Origin of the sequence: Actinobaculum sp. 352 (assembly GCF_003957265.1) — a bacterium.
Lineage (GTDB): Bacteria > Actinomycetota > Actinomycetes > Actinomycetales > Actinomycetaceae > Asp313.
On record NZ_RQSN01000005.1, the window covers coordinates 128,126 to 147,805 of the forward strand.

At 61.2% G+C, this 19,680-nt stretch carries 14 protein-coding genes, 1 tRNA gene and 1 pseudogene; 13 read left to right on the top strand and 3 right to left on the bottom strand.

What is annotated here, in order from left to right; all coding sequences use genetic code 11:
- Positions 1–99 precede the first annotated feature (99 nt).
- The 4 genes and pseudogenes from EKN07_RS06750 (at position 100) to EKN07_RS06765 (ending at position 6,498) form a co-directional block, all read left to right on the top strand.
- Positions 100–3,240, top strand: coding sequence for a DNA polymerase III subunit gamma and tau (locus EKN07_RS06750; RefSeq protein WP_126145978.1), 3,141 nt, complete (start codon positions 100–102; stop codon positions 3,238–3,240).
- Positions 3,241–3,834 (top strand): annotated as a pseudogene (gene recR / locus EKN07_RS06755) (recombination mediator RecR); the annotation flags it as partial.
- Between the two features lie 355 nt (positions 3,835–4,189).
- Entirely contained in the window at positions 4,190–5,458 is a 1,269-nt protein-coding gene (locus EKN07_RS06760; RefSeq protein ID WP_108714871.1) for an aspartate kinase, read from the top strand.
- Positions 5,455–6,498 carry an aspartate-semialdehyde dehydrogenase gene (locus tag EKN07_RS06765; RefSeq protein ID WP_108714872.1) on the top strand — a complete coding sequence of 348 codons (1,044 nt, stop codon included), beginning with the start codon at positions 5,455–5,457 and terminating at the stop codon, positions 6,496–6,498. The genes EKN07_RS06760 and EKN07_RS06765 overlap by 4 nt, the downstream gene beginning before the upstream one ends.
- Before the next feature lie 244 nt (positions 6,499–6,742).
- Here EKN07_RS06765 and EKN07_RS06770 read toward each other — a convergent pair whose 3' ends face one another.
- Together EKN07_RS06770 and ugpC are read right to left on the bottom strand one after the other, a co-directional pair.
- On the bottom strand, positions 6,743–7,999 hold the full coding sequence (locus tag EKN07_RS06770; RefSeq protein ID WP_126145979.1) for a DUF4032 domain-containing protein: 1,257 nt from the start codon (positions 7,997–7,999) through the stop codon (positions 6,743–6,745).
- A gap of 330 nt (positions 8,000–8,329) precedes the next feature.
- Positions 8,330–9,484, bottom strand: coding sequence for a sn-glycerol-3-phosphate ABC transporter ATP-binding protein UgpC (gene ugpC, locus EKN07_RS06775; protein WP_108714874.1), 1,155 nt, complete (start codon positions 9,482–9,484; stop codon positions 8,330–8,332).
- Between the two features lie 569 nt (positions 9,485–10,053).
- Here ugpC and EKN07_RS06780 point away from each other — a divergent pair.
- The 8 genes from EKN07_RS06780 (at position 10,054) to EKN07_RS06815 (ending at position 18,125) form a co-directional block, all read left to right on the top strand.
- Entirely contained in the window at positions 10,054–12,030 is a 1,977-nt protein-coding gene (locus EKN07_RS06780) for a protein kinase (protein ID WP_164546624.1), read from the top strand.
- Positions 12,031–12,198: 168 nt separating this feature from the next.
- Entirely contained in the window at positions 12,199–13,080 is an 882-nt protein-coding gene (locus EKN07_RS06785; RefSeq protein ID WP_126145981.1) for a thioredoxin domain-containing protein, read from the top strand.
- A 338-nt stretch (positions 13,081–13,418) separates the two neighbouring features.
- Positions 13,419–13,491, top strand: a tRNA-Thr gene (locus EKN07_RS06790).
- A 145-nt stretch (positions 13,492–13,636) separates the two neighbouring features.
- A complete protein-coding gene (locus EKN07_RS06795; protein ID WP_126145982.1) occupies positions 13,637–13,840 on the top strand; it encodes a hypothetical protein in 204 nt (67 codons plus the stop codon).
- A gap of 186 nt (positions 13,841–14,026) precedes the next feature.
- Positions 14,027–14,356 carry a DUF4213 domain-containing protein gene (locus EKN07_RS12855; protein ID WP_206435691.1) on the top strand — a complete coding sequence of 110 codons (330 nt, stop codon included), beginning with the start codon at positions 14,027–14,029 and terminating at the stop codon, positions 14,354–14,356.
- Entirely contained in the window at positions 14,353–14,571 is a 219-nt protein-coding gene (locus EKN07_RS12860; protein WP_206435692.1) for a DUF364 domain-containing protein, read from the top strand. The genes EKN07_RS12855 and EKN07_RS12860 overlap by 4 nt, the downstream gene beginning before the upstream one ends.
- 735 nt (positions 14,572–15,306) lie before the next feature.
- Positions 15,307–17,295: a hypothetical protein gene (locus EKN07_RS06810; RefSeq protein ID WP_126145983.1), complete on the top strand. Its 1,989-nt coding sequence runs from the start codon at positions 15,307–15,309 to the stop codon at positions 17,293–17,295.
- Between the two features lie 197 nt (positions 17,296–17,492).
- Positions 17,493–18,125 (top strand): ATP-binding cassette domain-containing protein, encoded by a 633-nt coding sequence (locus EKN07_RS06815; protein ID WP_108714880.1) that lies wholly within the window; start codon positions 17,493–17,495, stop codon positions 18,123–18,125.
- A gap of 355 nt (positions 18,126–18,480) precedes the next feature.
- Here EKN07_RS06815 and EKN07_RS06820 read toward each other — a convergent pair whose 3' ends face one another.
- Positions 18,481–19,152, bottom strand: a complete 672-nt coding sequence (locus EKN07_RS06820) for a uracil-DNA glycosylase (protein WP_108714881.1) — start codon at positions 19,150–19,152, stop codon at positions 18,481–18,483.
- A gap of 32 nt (positions 19,153–19,184) precedes the next feature.
- Here EKN07_RS06820 and EKN07_RS06825 point away from each other — a divergent pair, with 32 nt between their 5' ends.
- A complete protein-coding gene (locus EKN07_RS06825; RefSeq protein WP_126145984.1) occupies positions 19,185–19,679 on the top strand; it encodes a DUF3263 domain-containing protein in 495 nt (164 codons plus the stop codon).
- Position 19,680 lies beyond the last annotated feature (1 nt).

Consider the following 19,680-nt stretch of genomic DNA (forward strand, 5'->3'; position numbering starts at 1 on the left):
TTCTCAAGCATGCCGTCCGATATCGGGGTACCTGCTAGCCATGTTCATTCGCATCGAATGACGCGCGAATGTGACGGTGCCTACCCGTACACTGGTGGGGTGAGCACGGCACTGTATCGGCGTTATCGCCCGCAGACTTTCCAGGACGTGATTGGTCAAGAGCAGGTTTCTAAACCGATCATGGCGGCATTGCGTGCCGGAAGAACGGCGCACGCCTACCTTTTCTCGGGTCCGCGTGGTTGCGGGAAGACGACCTCGGCCCGTATTCTCGCGCGTTGTTTGAACTGTGCCCAGGCGCCAACCGATACTCCCTGTGGGGAATGCGAGTCATGCCGTGAACTCTCCCGCGAAGGCTCGGGGTCGCTTGATGTGGTCGAAATGGACGCGGCGAGTCATGGCGGCGTGGATGATGCACGCGACCTCATTGAGCGTGCATCCTTCGCTCCGGCTCGTGATCGGTACAAGATTTTCATTATCGACGAGGCTCATATGGTTTCGAACCAGGGCTTCAACGCGCTGCTTAAGTTGGTCGAGGAACCACCCGAGCATGTGAAGTTCATCTTTGCCACCACGGAGCCGGAGAAGGTGATCGGAACGATCCGTTCCCGCACACATCACTATCCGTTCCGCCTAGTGCCTCCGGAGACGTTAGAGCACTACCTCGCTCAGATCTGCGAGGAAGAAGGGGTCCACATCGGAGCCGGGGTTCTGCCGTTGGTTGTGCGAGCAGGCGGTGGATCCGTACGCGATTCCCTGTCTGTATTGGACCAGCTCATGGGTGGAGCCGACGGCGATTCGATTGAGTATGCCGATGCTATTGCGCTGCTGGGATATACGGATGCTGCGCTTCTCGACGACGCCGTCGAGGCACTTGCCGCCAGCGACGGTGCGACCTTGTTCTCGGTTGTTGACCGGGTCGTACAGTCCGGGCATGACCCACGTCGTTTCGTGGAGGATTTGCTGCAACGCCTGCGGGATCTGACGGTGATAAGTCTGGCGGGGGAGGCAGCTTCCGCTGTGCTTGACTCCTTGCCCGGTGATCAATTCGAACGCATGGTTCGCCAAGCGGAGCATGTGGGAGGTCGGCGCGCATCTCGTAGCGCCGATCTCACCAATGAGGCTCTTAATTTGATGGTCGGTGCCACATCGCCTCGTCTGCAGTTGGAGTTGCTGTGTGCGCGGTTGCTGCTGCCGGAGACGACGGCGTCTGTCGCTCCTGCAGGGGCTGAAACGCCGAAGAGCGATGCCGACCACGCGGCATCGAGCGCACCGGCCTCCCGGCCGTCGCGTCCAGTCAGTGCGCGGCATCCGGGCGGTGGACAGGGCCAGGCAGGTCCATCGCACGGCGGAGTACCGCGTGCCAGTGGTCCCGCACAGCCGGGAGCACGCGTGTCACCCGCTTGGGCGGCTGCGGCCGAGCCGGAAGTCCCACGCGAGGATGTCGCGGCTGCTGATGGCGGAGGCGGTCGCAGCGATGAGCCACAGGCCAGCAGTACAAGCGCTGAAACGCCGATAACAGGTGAAGTTGCCATTTCGGAGGCCGAGCCCGCAACGCCTACGACGTCGGTAACGGCCGCGGCGCCATCGCCGGAGCCCGCGGGAGGTGCGGAGTCGGCCCTGCCGCAGAATGCCGCCTTGGTCCGGCAGCGCTGGGATGAAATCGTCACGGCCGTGCAGCAGAACTCACGGTCCACTGCGGCACTGATCCAAACCAACGCACAAATCGGTGGCTTGGCGAATGGCACGCTCACATTGTTCTTCCAAACCGCGGGGTTGGCGACGACGTTTAACGAACGTGGCGACCACGCTCCTCGCGTGGCGAGAGCACTCAACGACGTCCTTGGTCTGAATGTTCAAGTACGGGCGGAGGTCGGCGGGGGCGATGCCCCAAAAGCACCGGCCGTCCCTAGCCGGACGGCACCGGCCAGCAACGCCCCATCTGTCGGCGTGATTCCTCCGGCACAGGCTGGCCAGCCCGAGGCATACGGCCAGTCATCGGGCGACGTGTCGGCAAACACCACGGGTGACGGTCCGGCCGGGGCGGCGCCTGACCTTGCAGCACGGGCGCAGGAGCACGTGCCGACCGCAGATGCCGGGGCGACTGCGCGGGGTACCGAGGGTGATGAGCCCCGAACGGGATCCGGAGACGGGTCGACCGGGAGTCCGGCCCGTGGGAACGAGCCGGCGCCCACATCTGATAGCCAGGTTGGACCAGTGGCAAATCGCCAGGCGGAACCGGCATCTCGTGGCAATTGGGAACCGGCATCTCCTGGTAGTGCGGTTCCGGCACCTGATGCTGCGGCGGTCTCGACGCCCCGCAGTAAGCCGCAGCCGACATCCGAAAACGAACGGGCGATATCCGAAACCGAACGGCGACCGGCATCTGATAGCGATGACACGGTGGGCACTACGGGTGGGAACGCTGCGGTGCCGGACCCGGCTGGCGTACTGGGTCCCTTGGTCGACGAGGTCGTGGAGGCAACCGCATCACGCGGCACTGAGAAGGCGAGTGATGAGGCGGGCGCCTCCGCTGCAACGTCTGCGCAGGCCGGCATGGACGTAACATTTGCACCAGGTAGCACCAGCTCCGCGCGCACGGACGATGCCGTGTGGGATACGGAAGCGACAGGAGCCGATCTCCACATCAGCTCCGCGCGCACGGACGATGCCGAGGAGCCCTTCTATGCACAGCGGATGCCAACGCTGCCACCGCGTCCGCCGTCGTCAGATGGGCCGAGAGCATCGGCGAGTGTAACGGAGGCACAGTCCGATGGGCCGCAGAAGCCGCCGTCGGGTGCACCGCAAACAACGTCGGCCGCACGAACGGCCACAGGCGATGGAACCCACTATGCGCCAGAAGCGCCGCATGGCTTCACCGTGCGAGAGTCTGGCGATGCTCAAGATGGCTCCGTTGGGGATCGCGGCGCGCCCAGTAGCGATGCAGGGCAGACGGTTGGGAACCAGGCACAACCCGTCATTCCCCGCATGCCGACGCCCCCGCCGCGCGGCGCTCGTGGGGGTGGCCAATCGTTCATGTCGCGTGTCCTCGCGGAGCATGGCGGTCAGACGCCGCCTCCGCCACCCGTGCCGGAAATGGCCGAGGAACTCCCCGAAGACGACCAGGTGAGTCCCGATGATCCAACCGTGGCGCAATCTGATCTGGTCGGTCTGGAGGTTGTTCTCTCCACCTTTAATGGCACAGTGATTGAAGAGAAGCCCGTGGAAGGCGGAGGTGCGTAAATGGCAGGTGTTTACGATGGCGCGGTCCAAGAGTTGATCGACGAGCTGGGGCGCTTACCCGGTGTTGGCCCGAAGAGTGCACAGCGTATTGCCTTCCACATTCTTGAGGAGGATCAGACGGATGTGGAGTCGCTTGCCCAGGCCATCCTGCGCGTGAAGGAACGTGTCCGTTTCTGCGAGGTCTGCGGCAATGTGACCGAGGAGCAGATCTGCTCGATTTGTGCGGATACGCGCAGGCTCGACTCCGTGATCTGCGTTGTCGAGGAGGCACGAGACATCGTTGCCATTGAGCGAACCCGTGAATTCCGCGGTCGATATCACGTGCTAGGCGGCTCGATCAACCCGATTCAAGGAATCGGGCCGGAGGATCTGCGCATTAGAGAGCTGCTGGCGCGCCTGGGAGACGGGGCGGTGACCGAGGTCATCCTCGCCATGGATCCGAATATCGAGGGTGAAGCCACCGCCGCCTACCTGCTGCGCATTCTGGTTCCGCTAGGGGTAGCCGTCTCTCGGCTCGCCTCTGGTCTCCCGGTTGGGGGCGACTTGGAGTACGCCGACGAAATCACACTGTCCCGCGCTTTTGAAGGCCGTCAACGTGTTCATACCCCGACCCCGCAGGGTGCTCCCGAGGGGTCGCAAGGGGGCGCAGCGTCAGTGCCCCAAAGGCCTGTGTCGTCAACGTCGCAAGGCTCCACACTGCCGCTGCCTGGCCGGGCAGCACAGGCCCCGGAGCGACCGGTACCACGGGCACTAGACGGTCCGTCGGCGCAAGGCCCGGCACCCCAACTCTCGGAATGACCGGCACGCTAACTCCTGGAGCGACCAGTACCACAACTCCCGGACGGAGCAATGCCTCGGATTCGCAGTGAGTTGCTGTCCACCGCTCGGCGGCAGATGCGCCACTCGGCCCGCATCGGTACGATTAGTCCGTCAAATTAAGGAGAACGACGTGTCACTTGTGGTTCAGAAATTTGGTGGTTCCTCTGTTGCAGATGCCGCCAGTATCAAGCGTGTTGCCAAGCGCATTGCGGCGACGCGCGAGGCGGGCAATCAGGTTGTTGTCATCGTCTCGGCCATGGGCGACACAACGGACGACCTCATAGATCTGGCCCAACAAGTCACCGACGATCCTCCCGCGCGTGAAATGGATATCCTGCTCACCGCGGGCGAGCGCATCTCCATGGCACTGCTGGCCATGGCCGTGGACGAACTCGGTGTGGAAGCCCATGCCTACACCGGGCAGCAGGCCGGCCTGATGACGGATAACCGGTACGGCCGTGCATCCATAGTCGGTATCGTGCCGGAGCGGATTCTGCGGACGATCCAAAGTGGTGCGGTTGCGATTGTGGCGGGATTCCAGGGGGTGAATTCTCACAACGACGTCACCACACTGGGGCGCGGTGGATCTGACACGACAGCGGTGGCATTTGCCGCAGCACTGCATGCCGATGTGTGCGAAATCTACACCGATGTGGATGGCGTCTTCTCGGCCGACCCAAGGATTGTGCCATCGGCTCGCCAGCTCGGCGTGGTTACCTACGAGGAAACCCTGGAACTCGCCGCGCACGGCGCCAAGGTTCTTCACCTGCGTGCTGTGGAATTCGCCCGCCGCTACAACGTCCCGTTACATGTACGATCATCATTCTCCGACAAGGAAGGCACGTGGATCGTGAACGATAATCTCAGTCAGAACGAAGCGATGGAAGCCCCGGTGGTCTCCGGCGTGGCCCATGACCGCTCGCAGGGAAAAATATCGGTGGTGGGGGTCCCGGATATTCCGGGCGCGGCGTCTAAGATCTTCGCCATTGTGGCCGCCGCCGATGGAAATATCGACATGATCGTGCAAAATACGTCACTGAGTTCGCCCGGCATCTCGAATATCTCCTTCACCGTGCCGCAGGCACAGATCAAGGATGTGGTAGCCGCGCTTACCGCCAAGCAATCGGAGCTGGGATTCAAGGACATACGTGTCACCGATTCCATCGGAATTCTTTCCATCGTGGGTGCGGGGATGCGATCTCATTCGGGTGTTTCGGCCAAGCTTTTCACCACGCTGGGCGACTTGGGGATTAACGTGGATATGATCTCGACGTCGGAGATCCGGATCTCTGTGGTCGTCAGCCCAGACCAGTTGGACGAGGCCGCACGCGCGGTGCACACCGCCTTTGACCTCGATACCGAAGCGGAAGCCGTTGTTTATGGAGGTACGGGACGATGAGTATCACTCTGGCTGTAGTCGGCGCCACAGGGCAGGTGGGGCGCGTCATGCGGCAACTCCTGGAGGACCGTGTGGTGCCGGTAGATGAGGTTCGTTTCTTCGCGTCGCACCGCTCCGCCGGCACGGTGTTGCCTTTCCGTGGCGAGGATGTTGTGGTGGAAGATGTCGCCACCGCCGACCTGAGCGGAATTGATGTTGCCGTGTTCTCCGCCGGGGGCGGCACCTCGCGCGAATACGCCCCGAAGTTTGCTGCGGCAGGCGCGGTCGTCGTCGACAATTCCTCGGCATGGCGTAAGGATCCTGATGTACCGCTCGTGGTATCTGAAGTGAATCCGCACGCGCTGAAGAATCGGCCGAAGGGCATTATCGCCAACCCGAACTGCACTACCATGGCCGCGATGCCGGTGCTGAAGGTACTGCATGATCAATTCGGTCTCAAGCGCCTGATCGTCTCTACATACCAGGCGGTCTCCGGATCGGGCATCGAGGGTGTGCGGGAGCTCGATGAGCAGGTGCGTGCCGGAGTGACGCAGGATCTCACCGCGCTTGCACTCGACGGGAGTGCGGTTGCGTTTCCGGAGCCGAGTACCTACGTTGCGCCGATTGCCTTCGACGTCGTCGCCTTCGCTGGCAATCTTGTCGACGACGGCTCGGAGGAGACCGACGAGGAGCAGAAACTGCGCAACGAGTCGCGTAAGATCCTGGAGATTCCTGACCTTGCCGTATCAGGCACCTGTGTGCGGGTGCCTGTATTCACTTCTCACGGTCTTTCGATCAATGCGGAGTTTGAGAAGCCGGTGACGCCGCAACAGGCGCGGGAGCTCCTCGCAAAAGCACCCGGGGTGGAACTGGCGGATGTGCCGACACCCCTGCAAGCGGCAGGTACAGATCCCTCATACGTGGGCCGTATTCGGCAGGATCAGTCCGTAGAGGGCGGCTGTGGCCTGGCCATGTTCGTTGTTGGTGACAATCTGCGTAAGGGCGCGGCACTCAATGCTATCCAGCTTGCGGAACTGGTCATTCAGGAGCTGCAAAGCTGACTCGCCGGGACGCTGACTGAAACCGGTGGCTCACGATTCACGGTGTACTTGTACGGCCGGTTGAGGCGTATGCCCTTCATACAGATCGACGCAAGTGCCTTCGATGCCGATGGCTCGTCCGAAGTGAGATGTGATCGCCGTCCGATTATGGCGTGGACAGGGTTGCCGAGTGACTCGGTGCCGCCATCGGGCATTCGCGGCCGGTGGTTTGCTAGCGATTGGGTAAGTCGAGGCCAGAGCCGTGTCAGTAGATCTCGTCGCTGTTCAGCCCCTCGAGCTCTTCGGTGTCCATGCCGATGTAGGAGCGCTCGTCGCGGCGATGTCGCAACACATTGTCGATGAAGGAGCAGATGGCCTCATCCAGCGGAATGTCCTTGTGGGCCTTCTCGGAGATGAACCAACGGTGATCGAGAAGCTGGTGGAAGATCTCGGCCGGCTCCAGCTTCCCGCTGAGTTCGCGCGGCACGCGGCTAACGGCATGCTCGAAAACGTTTGTCAGCCAATCGTGCGCAACCAGTGATAAGGGCGCGTCGCTCTGCCCGGTGATGGCGCGATATTGTTCCATGTCATGCATCATGCGCCTGGCCTGGTTCTCCTCGACGTCCATGCCGGTCAGCCGCATAATCTGACGCGAGAAATGGCCGGCGTCGACAACCATGGGCTGGATGGAGATATGTGCTCCTTCCAGATCGGTGACCATGGAGAGCTCGCTGACATCAAATCCGAGATCGTTGAGGCGTTTGACACGATCATTGACTCTCCAGCGCTCGTCAAGCCCGAATGAAGTCTCCTTCGTCAGTTCGCCCCATAGCTCTTCGTAGCGTTGGACGAAGGCGTTACCGATCTCCACCGTGTCGACCTCTTCGGGGAGTATTCCACCCGCCTGCAGATCCATGAGTTCTCCGATGATATTCGTGCGGGCGACGTCGATATCGTAGAGTCGCATGCCTTCGGAGAGCTCATCGTACATTTCGCCGGTTTCTGCGTCGACGAGGTAAGCGGCGAACTCTCCGGCGTCGCGGCGAAACAGAGTGTTCGAGAGCGAAACGTCACCCCAGAAGAAGCCGAGGAGGTGCAGACGAACCATCAGTACGGTCAGGGCATCGATGAGACGCCCGACGGTGGCGGGGCGCTGGTGCCTGCCGAATACGGCGCGGTAGGGCAGCGAGTAGGAAAGATGCTCTGTGACTAGAGCCGGGTTGAGCGGTTCGCCCTGTGGTGTCACTCGGCCGGTGATAACCGCAATTGGCTCGACGGCGGGTGCATCGACGCGGATGAGATTACGCAGCATCTCATACTCGTGATACGCGACTTTCTCGCCTATTTCCTTGACGGCGATGACGCGGCCCCCCAAATGGACGAAGCGTACCACGTGACGTGAAATACCGCGGGGGAGTGCGGCCACGATATCGTCGGGCCAGGTGTCCAACGGCAACTGCCAGGGAAGGTCGAGTAGCTCGGGATTAACGCGCGCGGCTGTAATCTGAAGCGAATGTGCCATCTCTCTAAGAATCCTCGGCCCGGGTAGCGGAAGTAGTTCTCGGTGACCGCGTGCACACACCGCTCGAGGCGTGTGCTGCCGAGTACTTTGGCGCAGCGGGACGCCGCCCTGCCGCATCTGGCCTACTCTCGGACCTTGTCATGTCACCTCGAAGAACATTATGCACGTCGCACGGCCAACGCGCATTTGCAGGTGCCCTTGCATGGCGAACTTCCTTCCGGCCCGTTCACGTGGGCGGCGAACCAGCCGGAAGGAAGCACTTAGCACTGTGAGTTGGCTGGCGCTTGCCGATACTGTTTGATCAGCACTGGCAGACGCGCTCTTGCGCCATCAGGAGCCGAGGCGCTTGCCGCTGGCAGCGGCGAAGAAATGAACGCGTTCGATCTCCGGCACCAGGTTGATAACATCACCCGGTTCAGGCACGCGGTCCGGATCAATACGCACCGTCACCTGATCGGAGCCATCTCCGGAGCCGAACTTCTCCGTCTCCGCATCCGATCCAGCGATCTTCCCGTAGACGTATGCATCGGAGCCGAGCGACTCGACGAAGCTGACCTCGAGCGGGAGTATGGACTGGCCCGAAGATGCGCTTGTCTCAACAGTGGAGCCTCCGGTTGTCCAACCGAAGGACTCCGGACGCATACCCAGGATGATCTGGTCGCCGTCGTCCGGGGATACCTGCGAGAGAACATTCGTCGGCAGGTCCACACGCGCGTTGCCGTGGACGGCTTGCGTGCCCGAAATGGTCCACTTGCCAAGGTTCATGGCGGGAGAGCCGATAAATCCGGCGACGAAGGCATTCTCGGGGCGCGCGTACATATCCTTGGGAGTGCCGACTTGCTGCAGCAGTCCGTCTTTGAGAACGGCGATACGATCTCCCATGGTCAGTGCCTCGGTCTGATCGTGCGTCACATAGACGGTGGTGATGCCGAGTCGGCGTTGCAGGGAGGCGATCTGCGTACGTGTCTGCACGCGAAGCTTTGCGTCAAGGTTAGAGAGCGGCTCGTCCATGAGGAACACATGTGGTTCGCGTACGATGGCGCGGCCCATGGCAACGCGCTGCCGCTGACCGCCGGACAGGGCCTTCGGCTTGCGGTCCAGATAGGGTTCCAGGTCAAGGATGCGTGCCGCTTCTTCGACGCGATCACGAATCACGTCCTTGGGCTCGCCGGCGATTTTCAGAGCGAATCCCATGTTCTGCGCAACGGTCATATGCGGATAGAGCGCATAGTTCTGGAACACCATCGCGATGTCGCGATCCTTGGAAGGAACGTCGGTAACATCGCGATCACCGATCAGGATGCGGCCGTAGTTGACCTCTTCGAGGCCGGCTAGCATCCGTAGCGACGTCGACTTTCCGCATCCTGACGGGCCGACGAGGACGAGAAACTCGCCGTCTTCGATGTCCAGCGAAAGCTGGTCCACTGCAGGTTTATCCGATCCAGGGTAGATGCGGGTTGCTTGATCAAAGGTTACGGTTGCCATTTGTCATGGTCCCTTCACCGGCAGGTACGTGCCGGACGATCCGAGTGAAAGGTGCCGAGTACGTGTCGACTCTGACACGGCCCACCATCTGGGTGAACCGAGACTCATTGTTACATAGCAGGCAAGGGATTTCCAACTTTTGCAGATCGTTTGCAGTTTGTTGCGCAACGCTCGTCAGGCCTTGGCGGGGGTGCTTGTACGTGGTGCGGGCGGGGAGAAACCGCTTGCCAGGCGCGGATTAATGCCGAAAACGACGAGCCTTCGCAAGAGTTACCGCAGGTCAGTGTTGTTTTCGTCACAATCGGTCGTTCTGGTGACGCGTCATGGCGGTGACACATCATGTTTGCCCGTGGCGGAAATGGTGCGGACGGCCTCGGCAACCGCGACATCCATACGCATGGTGTTCGCGGGCGACGGAAATGGTGGCGGCGCGCGGTTGGTGCCGACATGTAGTTCGGTGCCGGTGAGAAGACTGCAACGGTAACTATGATCTCGACAACACGGCTGTGAGGAGTTCTCCCCAGCTGTCAATGGGTACTTCAACGGCAAAGAAGGGTAGCGTTGGAGACGTGCGTGAACGGGCTGAGATTGGAGGCTACCGGCTGATCCGGAGGATCGGTTACGGCGGCATGTCCACCGTGTTTGAAGCGGAGGACGGTTCCGGACAGCGCGTTGCCCTGAAGCTTCTGCATCCTGCCGTTGTGGCGGATGAAGCGGGGCGCACACGGTTACGTCGGGAAGTGCAGACCATGCAGCGCGTCCGCGGACCCTATGTGGCGGAGGTACTCGATGCAGAAACTGAGGAAGACGAGGCATTCATCGTCACCGAACTCATTGAAGGCCCGACACTTGAGCAGGATGTACAGGATTCGGGCGTGTACAAGGGCGGCGATCTCGCCAGCCTCGCCGCCGATTTAGCGACTGCCATTCGCTCCGTACACGGGGCGGAGGTGTTGCACCGAGATTTGAAGCCGTCGAATGTCATGGTGTCTGACCATGGCCCAGTTCTTATCGACTTCGGTATCGCGCAATTGGAGGAAGACTCCCGCCTTACTGTGCCCGGATCTCTGACTCATACGCCCGGCTATTGCGATGCGCGGGTCATCTCTGGAGCAGCTCCGGATGAAGCGGCAGATTGGTGGGCATTGACAGCGGTTCTCGCCTACGCTGCGACCGGGCATGACCCGTATGGCAGCGGTAACTCACCGGCAGTGATGCGCCGCGTCTTGACGGGTGAGCCGGATCTGACCGGGCTGGATTCCCGCTTGGTACCGGCCTTTGAACGAGCGCTTGCAACCGAGGCCGAACAGCGTATCAGCTTTGACACTCTTGTAGACGCGCTGCGAGATCCGTCGCAGACGGAGAGACTGCTTGAAGAGGCTGATGCTGCCAGGGGTGGTGACAGTGCTCCGTCTACCGGGCAAGTGGCGGGTATTCTCGCCGCCGAGAACGGAGCAGATGCACCGGGCGCTACGCGCGTTCTGCCATCAAACACGGCAGCGAGTACCGCCGTTCTGGATTCGAGTGGAGCGTTCGCTCCGAACGTTCACTCCGGCTCTGACGCCCGGTCCAACTCCGACGGGCAGGCGACACAACTGCTGCCTCCCGTGGGGAAGGATTCGCAGTCCGGTGAGGGCACTGGGGTTGCGAACTCGTCAGGCGCGGGCGCCGTCGCGGAGGATGGCTTAACGGCCCGCTACGAGCTGGGCGCCGGATTCCCGGCCGTGGATACTACGGAGGCGATGGTGAATGCGCCCACCCAGACGTTGGCCTCGCCGCCCACTGCAGCGTACATGTCGCCGCAGGTCTACTCCTCGCCGCCCACTGCAGCGTACAACACGTATACTCCCGACGGTTATGCGCCGGTGCAAGAGAGCTATCCCCCTCGCGATGTTCCCGCCGTGGCACAGCCGGGCGATCCTGCCTACGGATACGAGGCTCCCTACGAGGTTCCCGATTGGTTGTGTCCGGCGCCGTCGGCGAAGCTCCTCGTGGCGCTACTGGGGATGAGTTGTGCGCTGCTGGCCGTGGTGTGGCCGCTCGCCGTACTTTCGGCCTTCGGCATGCTCTCCATTCTCGCCAGCGCGATTGGCCTGTCGTATCACGATCTGCGGGAGCGCCGTATGCGCGCCGGTCGGCGGCGCGCGACCGACCACACGTGGACGGTGATGCGTGTGCCGTGGACACTGGCGCGGTCGTTCTTCCTCCAACTCGTCAGCATCACGGTGGGAGCATTCTTCGGGATTGCGACCCTGTGGATCGTCGGTTTACTCACAGGCGATCAACGCCTCTCCCTGCTGGTAGGAGTCGCCGTCTTCCTGCTGGGCGCCTGGTTGATTGCTTCCAGCGAGCATGCTCGGGAGGGGACGCGGCGCGTCATCGCTGCCGTCGCACCTACTGCCGGATACCGCACCTTCTGGATTGTTGTCTTGCTGGCCGCAGCCTTGGGAAGTGGCGTCATTGCCTATACGACGCATGTCATTGATTGGGCACCGCTGGCTGACGTGCCATTCCTCTTCAGCTCAATACCGTGGGGCGGCGGTTAGATTGCACGATTGGAGGCTTTGCGGCGGGATGGCTATATGGGAGGCTGGATATTCGGCAGGATGGCGGTTCAATGATTCTCAGGGTCGGTTTCCAGTGGACGTGGCAACAGAGGATGTAACCTGCACGTAAGAATTGCCGCAAGGCGCAACCTTACCTAGGATCATGACGTGGCATCAAGGAATACGCCCGGCACGAAGAACGCGGGCAAGACGAAAGAACAACGCCGCCGGGAGGCGCGCGAGCAGGCGGAGAAGCTCCGGCAGGAGGAGGCGCGGCGTGCGCGCCGGAACAGAATCTTCTTGATCGTTGCTTCGCTGCTGGTGGTCGCGCTCGTTGCGGTGGCGGTGTACATTATCATGACCTCCTCGAAGAAGACCGATGATGCGGACTCTACGAAATTCACGCATAAGGGTAGAGTTATCACGGAGCAAGCACCGAAGAATGTTGGCGAGTGGGGCGGTGTTTCGGTCGGTAAGAACCTTGTTGCCGGCACCTCGAACAAGGGTGTGCCAGAGGTGACGATTTATACCGACTATGCCTGTCACTACTGCGGTCAGTTGGAAGAGAGATTCGGTAGCCAACTCGAAGAAATGGCAAAAGACGGCGAGATCACATTGACCTATGTGCCCGTCAATATCTATAGCGACAACGAGTATGCATCCATGGGATCACAGGCAGACTACTTCATCGCGGCGAACGATCCGGAGCATTACTTGGCCTACCGCGCATTGATGTGGAGCAAGCTCTCGAATCCCTATCTGAGTGCGCAGGGTAATCAGATGCCGCAGTTATCAGACATCCTTGATGTGGCGAAAGAGGCGGGGCTATCCGACGAGCTTGTCTCTCAGTTGGGGGATGCGCTGAATTCTGGACTCTATGCCGATTATGTTGCACAGGTGACCCAACAGTTGCGGGTGGATCGCAAAGCCAGCACGCCAACCGTTCTGATTAACGACGATGTGTTGGAAAACTGGCCGACGCTGCCGGATGCGATCAAGGAATATCAGACGGCGTCAGCAACAGCGACGGCAACGGCTGAGGAAAGTTGAGGCGTTCGACTCTGCAGCAGGTGGGGCAGCGGTTCCCGCTGATGCCCAGTCGATCCGGTCGCGGATACTGATTCGTAGCATGGGCGGGAGCGGTGCCGACGGGCGAGCTTGGCAGATCCGGTCTGCAAGTGGCGCGAAACTGCCTGGGGCGGAAGCGGAGAGCCGCAGTAGCTCCCGTGAACGGCGATGATGAGCGGGAGAGTTCTTCTGGGCGAGGCGGTGTGGGAACCAATACAGTTGCCGCACCGCTCGCTCTTCGCTTTGCCGCTGCGTCGCACTTCTGGCAAGATATAAGGGCTTCAACGAGAGAACGACCGCTTCGTGCGGACCGTTCATTGGCCACCTTAGCTCAGTTGGTAGAGCACCCGCCTTGTAAGCGGACGGTCGCGAGTTCGAGTCTCGCAGGTGGCTCCGTGGGTTCCGTTGGGCGGAGAGTCGCAACGGAGTCCGTGCTTCCACCATTGCGCGATTTTGCTGCTTTTCACGGAGAGTCGTGCGACACGGTTCGTCGTGCGACACGGTTCAGCTTGCTGCGGAGCTGCCTTACAGTTGAGGCATGAAGTATGGCATGCGCAAGCCGAGTCCAAGGAAGTCAATCGCGGCGCGGACAACCGGCAAAATGAAGCGAAAGGTGAAGCGGGCGATCATCCCCGGTTACGGCAAGAAGGGGATGGGCTATCTACGCGATCCAGAACGCGCGGTGAAAAACGCCGTTTACAAGCGGACGACCTTTAGCATCACCGACCTGTTCAGGAAGTAAGCTGCACAGTCGTGCGGGGTCCTAGCATCACCTGAGGGTCTGCGCGGTAATGCCGTGGATAATGCGCCTCAACCTGCTCGGGGAGCTGGGGCCAATACCGGGTAGCTTGGCGGTGCCGTGTGACATGCCCCTGCGGCACCTGTTAGGGTAAGGCTGGCCTGACTTTAAGTGTGGAGGAGCGTTTCCATGCCGACCCCTGCCAGCCTCTACGAAGGACTGCTAGCGGCGATTCCTGCCGAGTTGACCGTTGTGCATGTGGATGTGGGCAAACAGTGGGTGCGGGTGACGAACTCCGCCGGAAACACAGGTATCGCTTGGGCGCTGGCCACCGAGTCTCGACCACGGCGCATGAACCCGGAGGCGCTGGTGGGTGCGACGTTGCCCGAAGTGGCCGCTTTGATCAGAGGGTGGAACCTCGCGGAATGCTCGCTGGGGCAGGCGGCGATCAACTCGTGGTATTCCGCTGCGGCCAACGGCTGCGGCCAACGGCTGCGGCCAACGGCTCCGCCTTCGTGAACAAAACCGCACCACGCCTACTGGAGCTCTCCCGGCACGCCCATAGCGTGCTGATTGGACCGTCAACGCCGCTCAGTCCGCTCCTCTTCGACTACGACGTCGATACGGTGACCGGTTTCATCTCCACTCCACCGCAGCAACAGCCGCTGCTACAGATCGGTGTCAAGGGTGTGCCTGGCGCGGGCTACCGCGTGCACCGGCATCGGGGGCAATAGGACTTGGTGTCTGGCTGAGGTGCCACAGTTGCCTGGTCGTCTTGTGCGATGCACTGGTTACGGTCTACAAACTCTTTTGTGATCGCAACTCTGTTGTGTATCGCTGGTAGTTTGCGCATTCCCAGCTATCGGAGGTTTTCACCGATCGGTCTTTAAGAGCTTCTGAGAGCCCTTGGCCACATGGCGAACTTGACACGTTACCGGCTATGTGTAAGATTACACTTACCTAGCATTGTCGGTGCGGTGGCGCGTCTGAACATGCCCGGTAGAGACATCTACAAACGAATTAGGCGGAATCATGAAGAAGCGGATTGCTTCAACTCTTCTGACTCTGGGATTGACCCTTGGCGCTGGCGGAGCCGCTGTGGCTGGGGTTCAGTATCCTGCGGAAGGTGGCACCTGAGAATATGGCAACGGCAGGACAGTGGCGTACTCGTACTACACGGTCAATCGCTGTCATGGGTCGTCAATCACTCGCAATGGTGTAGTCGAAGCGCGTTCGGTTAACACCGCTGCAGGTAAGAAGTCTATTGCTGAGAAGCGCAAAGCTCCGTGGACGACTTTCCGTTTTCATTATCGGGTTTGCTGATTTAAGCCTGCTGGCTGGGTAGGCTGTCGGAAGACAGTCAACCCAGCCAGCAGACCGCGCTACCCAGTGTTTTGCTCCACTGCCTACGCAGTGTTGGTATCCGGTGTCGAGTAGTCGAGTAGTTCGTCACCTCAGAAGGGATCTTCATGATACGGATCGTGGCGCGTATCGTCGCGGCGGCTATGGCGGTATTCATCGCAATTCTCACCGTGGCTATTATGCGTGAGGATTCCTTCTCATATCCCGTCGGTACGAGTCGGTCGTTTACGCTGAACACCGCGAACTCCTCGGTTCCGAAGGCCGAACTGCTTGCGGGCTTGAACGATGTAGCAGATTCCACGGGAGCCACCATCGTTAAGGCGTCCGCCGGTATGGAATCGGATGCGGAACGCCGCGATCTCATCTGGTTTGGAACGCGGAAGCCCGCGAGTGAGACGGAAGTCGACTGGTTCGACCGTACTCTCAGCGGTTCCCTTATCGCCAGCTCTGAACTCGGAGACCGCCCCCTCACCGGTCATTACATGATGAGCTCCGAACCGGGAGCGGTGGACAAACTCATGGACTGGGCAGAATCGGCGGGAGTGGAGATCGAGTGGACGGGGCTCCGCTCGCTGCGGGACCTCGTTGAAGCGTATGTGAGCGGAACGGGCGCCGGATTCGCTGTGATGGGCGTTGTCGTCCTCTTAGTGGCGGTCGCGGCAGCATGGTTTGCCGGGAGGATGCGTTCACGCTTACTGCGGCTGATGAACGGCGTGCGGCCATGGCGCATACACGGCCGCGATATTTGGCTGCTGGTGCGAATAGTGCTCGTATGGTCGCTCCTCGCCTGGGCCTTGAGCTGTGTGGCCGTTGCGGTTGGCTACGGAACCACCAAACTCTCCACCTTTGCCGGTATTTCACTGGCGGCACTCGCCGTTGCAGATGCGCTCGTCATGCTGGTGGCAGGGGCAGTTTCCGTGGCCACCCGTCCACGTGCGGCCACCGTGGCCAACCGTCAGCCTCCCGTTCTTGCCTTCACTCGCTTCAGCCTGGCCACTCGGGCTGTCGCGGTTGTGCTCGCCGTGACGATCGTGCCCTTCGCCTTCGACTATGCGCAGAATGCACGAGATGCGCATACCATGGCGGCACGGTGGGCGCAGGCGGATTCGGCGGTCACAGTCTCGCTGACAGACGCCATCCTGGACCTAGATTATGAGAGGGAACATTTTCAGCGCCTGACGCCTTTCGCTCAGGCGGCGCAAGCGGAGGGAATCGCGGCGCTTTCCTTCTCGCTCGGGGAGCTCACCACGCTCGAGAACATGGAATCCAGCGGATTCGACGACGTCGTGGTCACGGACCGGCGTTTCCTGGAGCTTATGGGCATTGGCGTAGGTGAAACGGGTAGCCGCGGCGAACTGGTGCCAAGCGATAGCGATGCCATTCCACCCGCGTTGCGCGCGGAACTCGAGGCCGGCTTCGAGTTATGGACGGCTGATGGCTCATCGCAGGGCGGGTACTCCTGCTTCACCTACGCGGGCGATGAACCCCTACCTGTTATTGGCAAGGTCCTCAGCAATGGAGACAACGTGGTGGTGCGCAACCCGTTGGTGATCGTGGTAGATGAGCCGATGAGCTTCTTCGACAACTCCATGTTGGACGCGTTCATGATCAACGGGCAGATGATCTTCACCGACGCGGATAAACTCCGGCAACTCCTCGCTGAATCGGGGATGGATGTCGATGTTATGTCGGTTGACGGCGCCGTTGAGCAGATCCTCACAACCGCTCAGGAATATGAGCAGCAGGCGCGGCTCGGCATGCTGGCGGCGGCGATGGCACTGCTCGCCATCGCGATTGCGGTGATCCAGGCGGCGCAGACCTGGGCGGGAAGGAACCAGCGCCGCATCTTCGCCCTGCACAGTGCGGGCGATTCATATCTGCGTATCGCGCGCCGCTCCATCGCGGGGGAGACCGTCTTTATCGTCGTCGCCGCCGCAATTGCGGCAGCGGTAGCAGTGGGAGCGCTGGAACTTCCTCCGTCGCAGACACTGCTGGTGATGGCCGTAATCCTTCCGCTGTATATCGCGGGCACGGCGTTCGCGTTCCGAGCGACTGCCGCGCAATCCTTCCGCCGTTCACTGCACCGGCAAACGTGACGTGCTGCGCGGGCGAGCGTAAAGCGCGCATCCGCGAGCGGCCACGGCTCCGCTCCACTGCGGGCGTTACCGCCAGCCCGTCTACCGCCTATCAGCACCACCAACTGACAACTATCCGAAGGCGAGGTGCGGGTCGAGACCCGTCTACTGCCTATCAACATGATTGACTGACAACACCCCGAACGACAGGAAAACACATGACCATAACGGCGTCGAACCTCGGCATGAAAATCGCCGGGCACGAGATTCTCTCCGGCATCAGTCTCACCTGCGAGGCGGGGCAGGTGACAGCGCTAGTGGGCCCGTCCGGCTCGGGGAAGACCACGCTTCTCAACTGCCTCGGACTGCTGCAGCGGCCAAGCGCAGGTACGATCACGATTGATGGGCAGGACTCCACACACTGGGGCGAGCGGCCACGGCTGCGTTTCTGGCAGCGCGAGGCGGCGTTCATCTACCAGGACTACGGTCTGATTGATGAAGAGAACCTTGCCTACAACGTGACCTTGCGGGCATCGGGTATCCTCCGGCCAAAAGCCCGCACGAACTCTCGCCTCACGGACATCCTGCAAACGGTCGGGCTCGCCGGGCGTGAATCCGACCCGGTATCCGTTCTCTCCGGCGGTGAGAAGCAACGGGCGGGTGTGGCACGCGCGCTCTACAAGAAAGCTTCCTATATCTTCGCGGATGAACCGACGGCGTCGCTTGATGCGGACAATCGGAGCAATGTCACCCACTTGCTGACGGATGCGGCCACAGCGGGTGCATGCGTTGTTATCGCTACGCACGACGACGATCTGGCGGCCGCGGCCGATACGGTGTACCAGTTGTAGAGCGATGCTGGCATAACGCGACGATGCCGACATAATGCGACGATGCCGGCGTAACGCAACATAGCGAGTGCACGGTCGGCCGAATGGCCTACGCGTCGTGTTTCAGCTATATGGAAGCAGGCCGCCCCGGCCCCTGAGAGAAGGGCGGAAACTCTGTATCAAGCATGGTGTGCAGCGGGAGCTGCCCCGGCCTCTTGGAGGAGGGGCATTCGTGTTATCGCTATGCAGCACTGCAACTGAGCCACCGACAACGGCTACCAGTGGCGGGGGTATTCGTGTGATCGGTATGGCAGCATTGCACCTTATCGGTATGGCAGGGCAGCACTGCAACCGGTAGCCTTACGTGGCCTACCGCTCAGGGCAGCTGCCAATCCACCGGGCTGGCGCCCTGCTCGACCAGCAGGGCATTGGCGCGCGAGAAAGGCTTGGACCCGAAGAAACCACGCGAAGCGGAGAGCGGGGACGGATGCGGCGAGGTGATGACCGGTGTGCTTCCCAGCAGCGGGCGGAGCTCTTGGGCGGGTCGCCCCCACAGGATCGCCACCAGCGGACGATCCCGCTGGGCGAGGCAGCGGATCGCGTGTTCCGTGACCTTCTCCCAACCTTTCCCACGGTGTGAACCGGGGTTGCCGGGTTGGACGGTCAAAACACGGTTGAGGAGCATTACGCCCTGCTCGCACCACGGGGTGAGATCGCCATTGGATGGCACGGATGTGCCCAGATCGTCGTGCATCTCGGTGAAAATATTAACCAGCGAGCGGGGAATGGGCCGTACAGCCGGGTCGACACAGAAGCTCAATCCCACCGGGTGCCCCGGGGTTGGATACGGATCCTGGCCCACAATTAGTACCTTCACCTGGTCGAGAGGATAGGTGAAAGCGCGCAGCACATTCTTACCGGCAGGCAGGTAGCCGCGTCCTTCTTGCAATTCCGCCCGGAGGAAATTACCCATGTAGTGAATGGTGGATTCCACGGGCGCGAGGGCATTCGCCCAGCCTGGATCGATAATCTCGGAGAGAGGCTGCATGGCTGTAGCATACAGCCGGAGGCTGCGAAACTGTGAGGCAGGAAGTCCGGGAGGTGATGGCGATGCGCGACGTTGCAGGGGCGCCCAGCGGTGCGGGAGACGATGTAGAAGAAGGCGGACCCACATCCGATCCAACGCCGCCCGCCCAACAGTACGAAGGGGAACTGAGCCCCCAGGAACAACGCGAAGGGGAGCTGAGCTCCCAGGAACTGCATGAAGGGGAGCTGAGCCCCCAGGAACAACAAGTACTGGAAGTGGAGCGTTCCTGGTGGCGGCGGCGCGGCAACAAAGCGGCACTTATCGCACAGACAGGCCTGACCTCCGCGCAGTATTACCTGATTTTGAATCGGGCGTTGGACAAGCCGCAGTCTCTCTTGCAAGAACCGGACTTGGTGCGGCGTTTATTGCGCTTGCGTGAACGGCGTGCGCGGGAGCGGCACGGCAATGAGACGCCGCATCTACGCCAAGCGGAAGAACCGCAGTGGCGCCAGGAACAAGCGAAAGAGGGCCAAGACGCGCTAGGCTAGC

Coding starts and splice junctions, on each gene's coding strand:
- EKN07_RS06770 (WP_126145979.1), bottom strand. CDS start 7,999: ATGGCACATTCGCTTCAGATTACAGCCGCGCGCGTTAATCCCGAGCTA.
- ugpC (WP_108714874.1), bottom strand. CDS start 9,484: ATGGCAACCGTAACCTTTGATCAAGCAACCCGCATCTACCCTGGATCG.
- EKN07_RS06765 (WP_108714872.1), top strand. CDS start 5,455: ATGAGTATCACTCTGGCTGTAGTCGGCGCCACAGGGCAGGTGGGGCGC.
- EKN07_RS06820 (WP_108714881.1), bottom strand. CDS start 19,152: ATGCAGCCTCTCTCCGAGATTATCGATCCAGGCTGGGCGAATGCCCTC.
- EKN07_RS06795 (WP_126145982.1), top strand. CDS start 13,637: ATGAAGTATGGCATGCGCAAGCCGAGTCCAAGGAAGTCAATCGCGGCG.
- EKN07_RS06815 (WP_108714880.1), top strand. CDS start 17,493: ATGACCATAACGGCGTCGAACCTCGGCATGAAAATCGCCGGGCACGAG.
- EKN07_RS12855 (WP_206435691.1), top strand. CDS start 14,027: ATGCCGACCCCTGCCAGCCTCTACGAAGGACTGCTAGCGGCGATTCCT.
- EKN07_RS06810 (WP_126145983.1), top strand. CDS start 15,307: ATGATACGGATCGTGGCGCGTATCGTCGCGGCGGCTATGGCGGTATTC.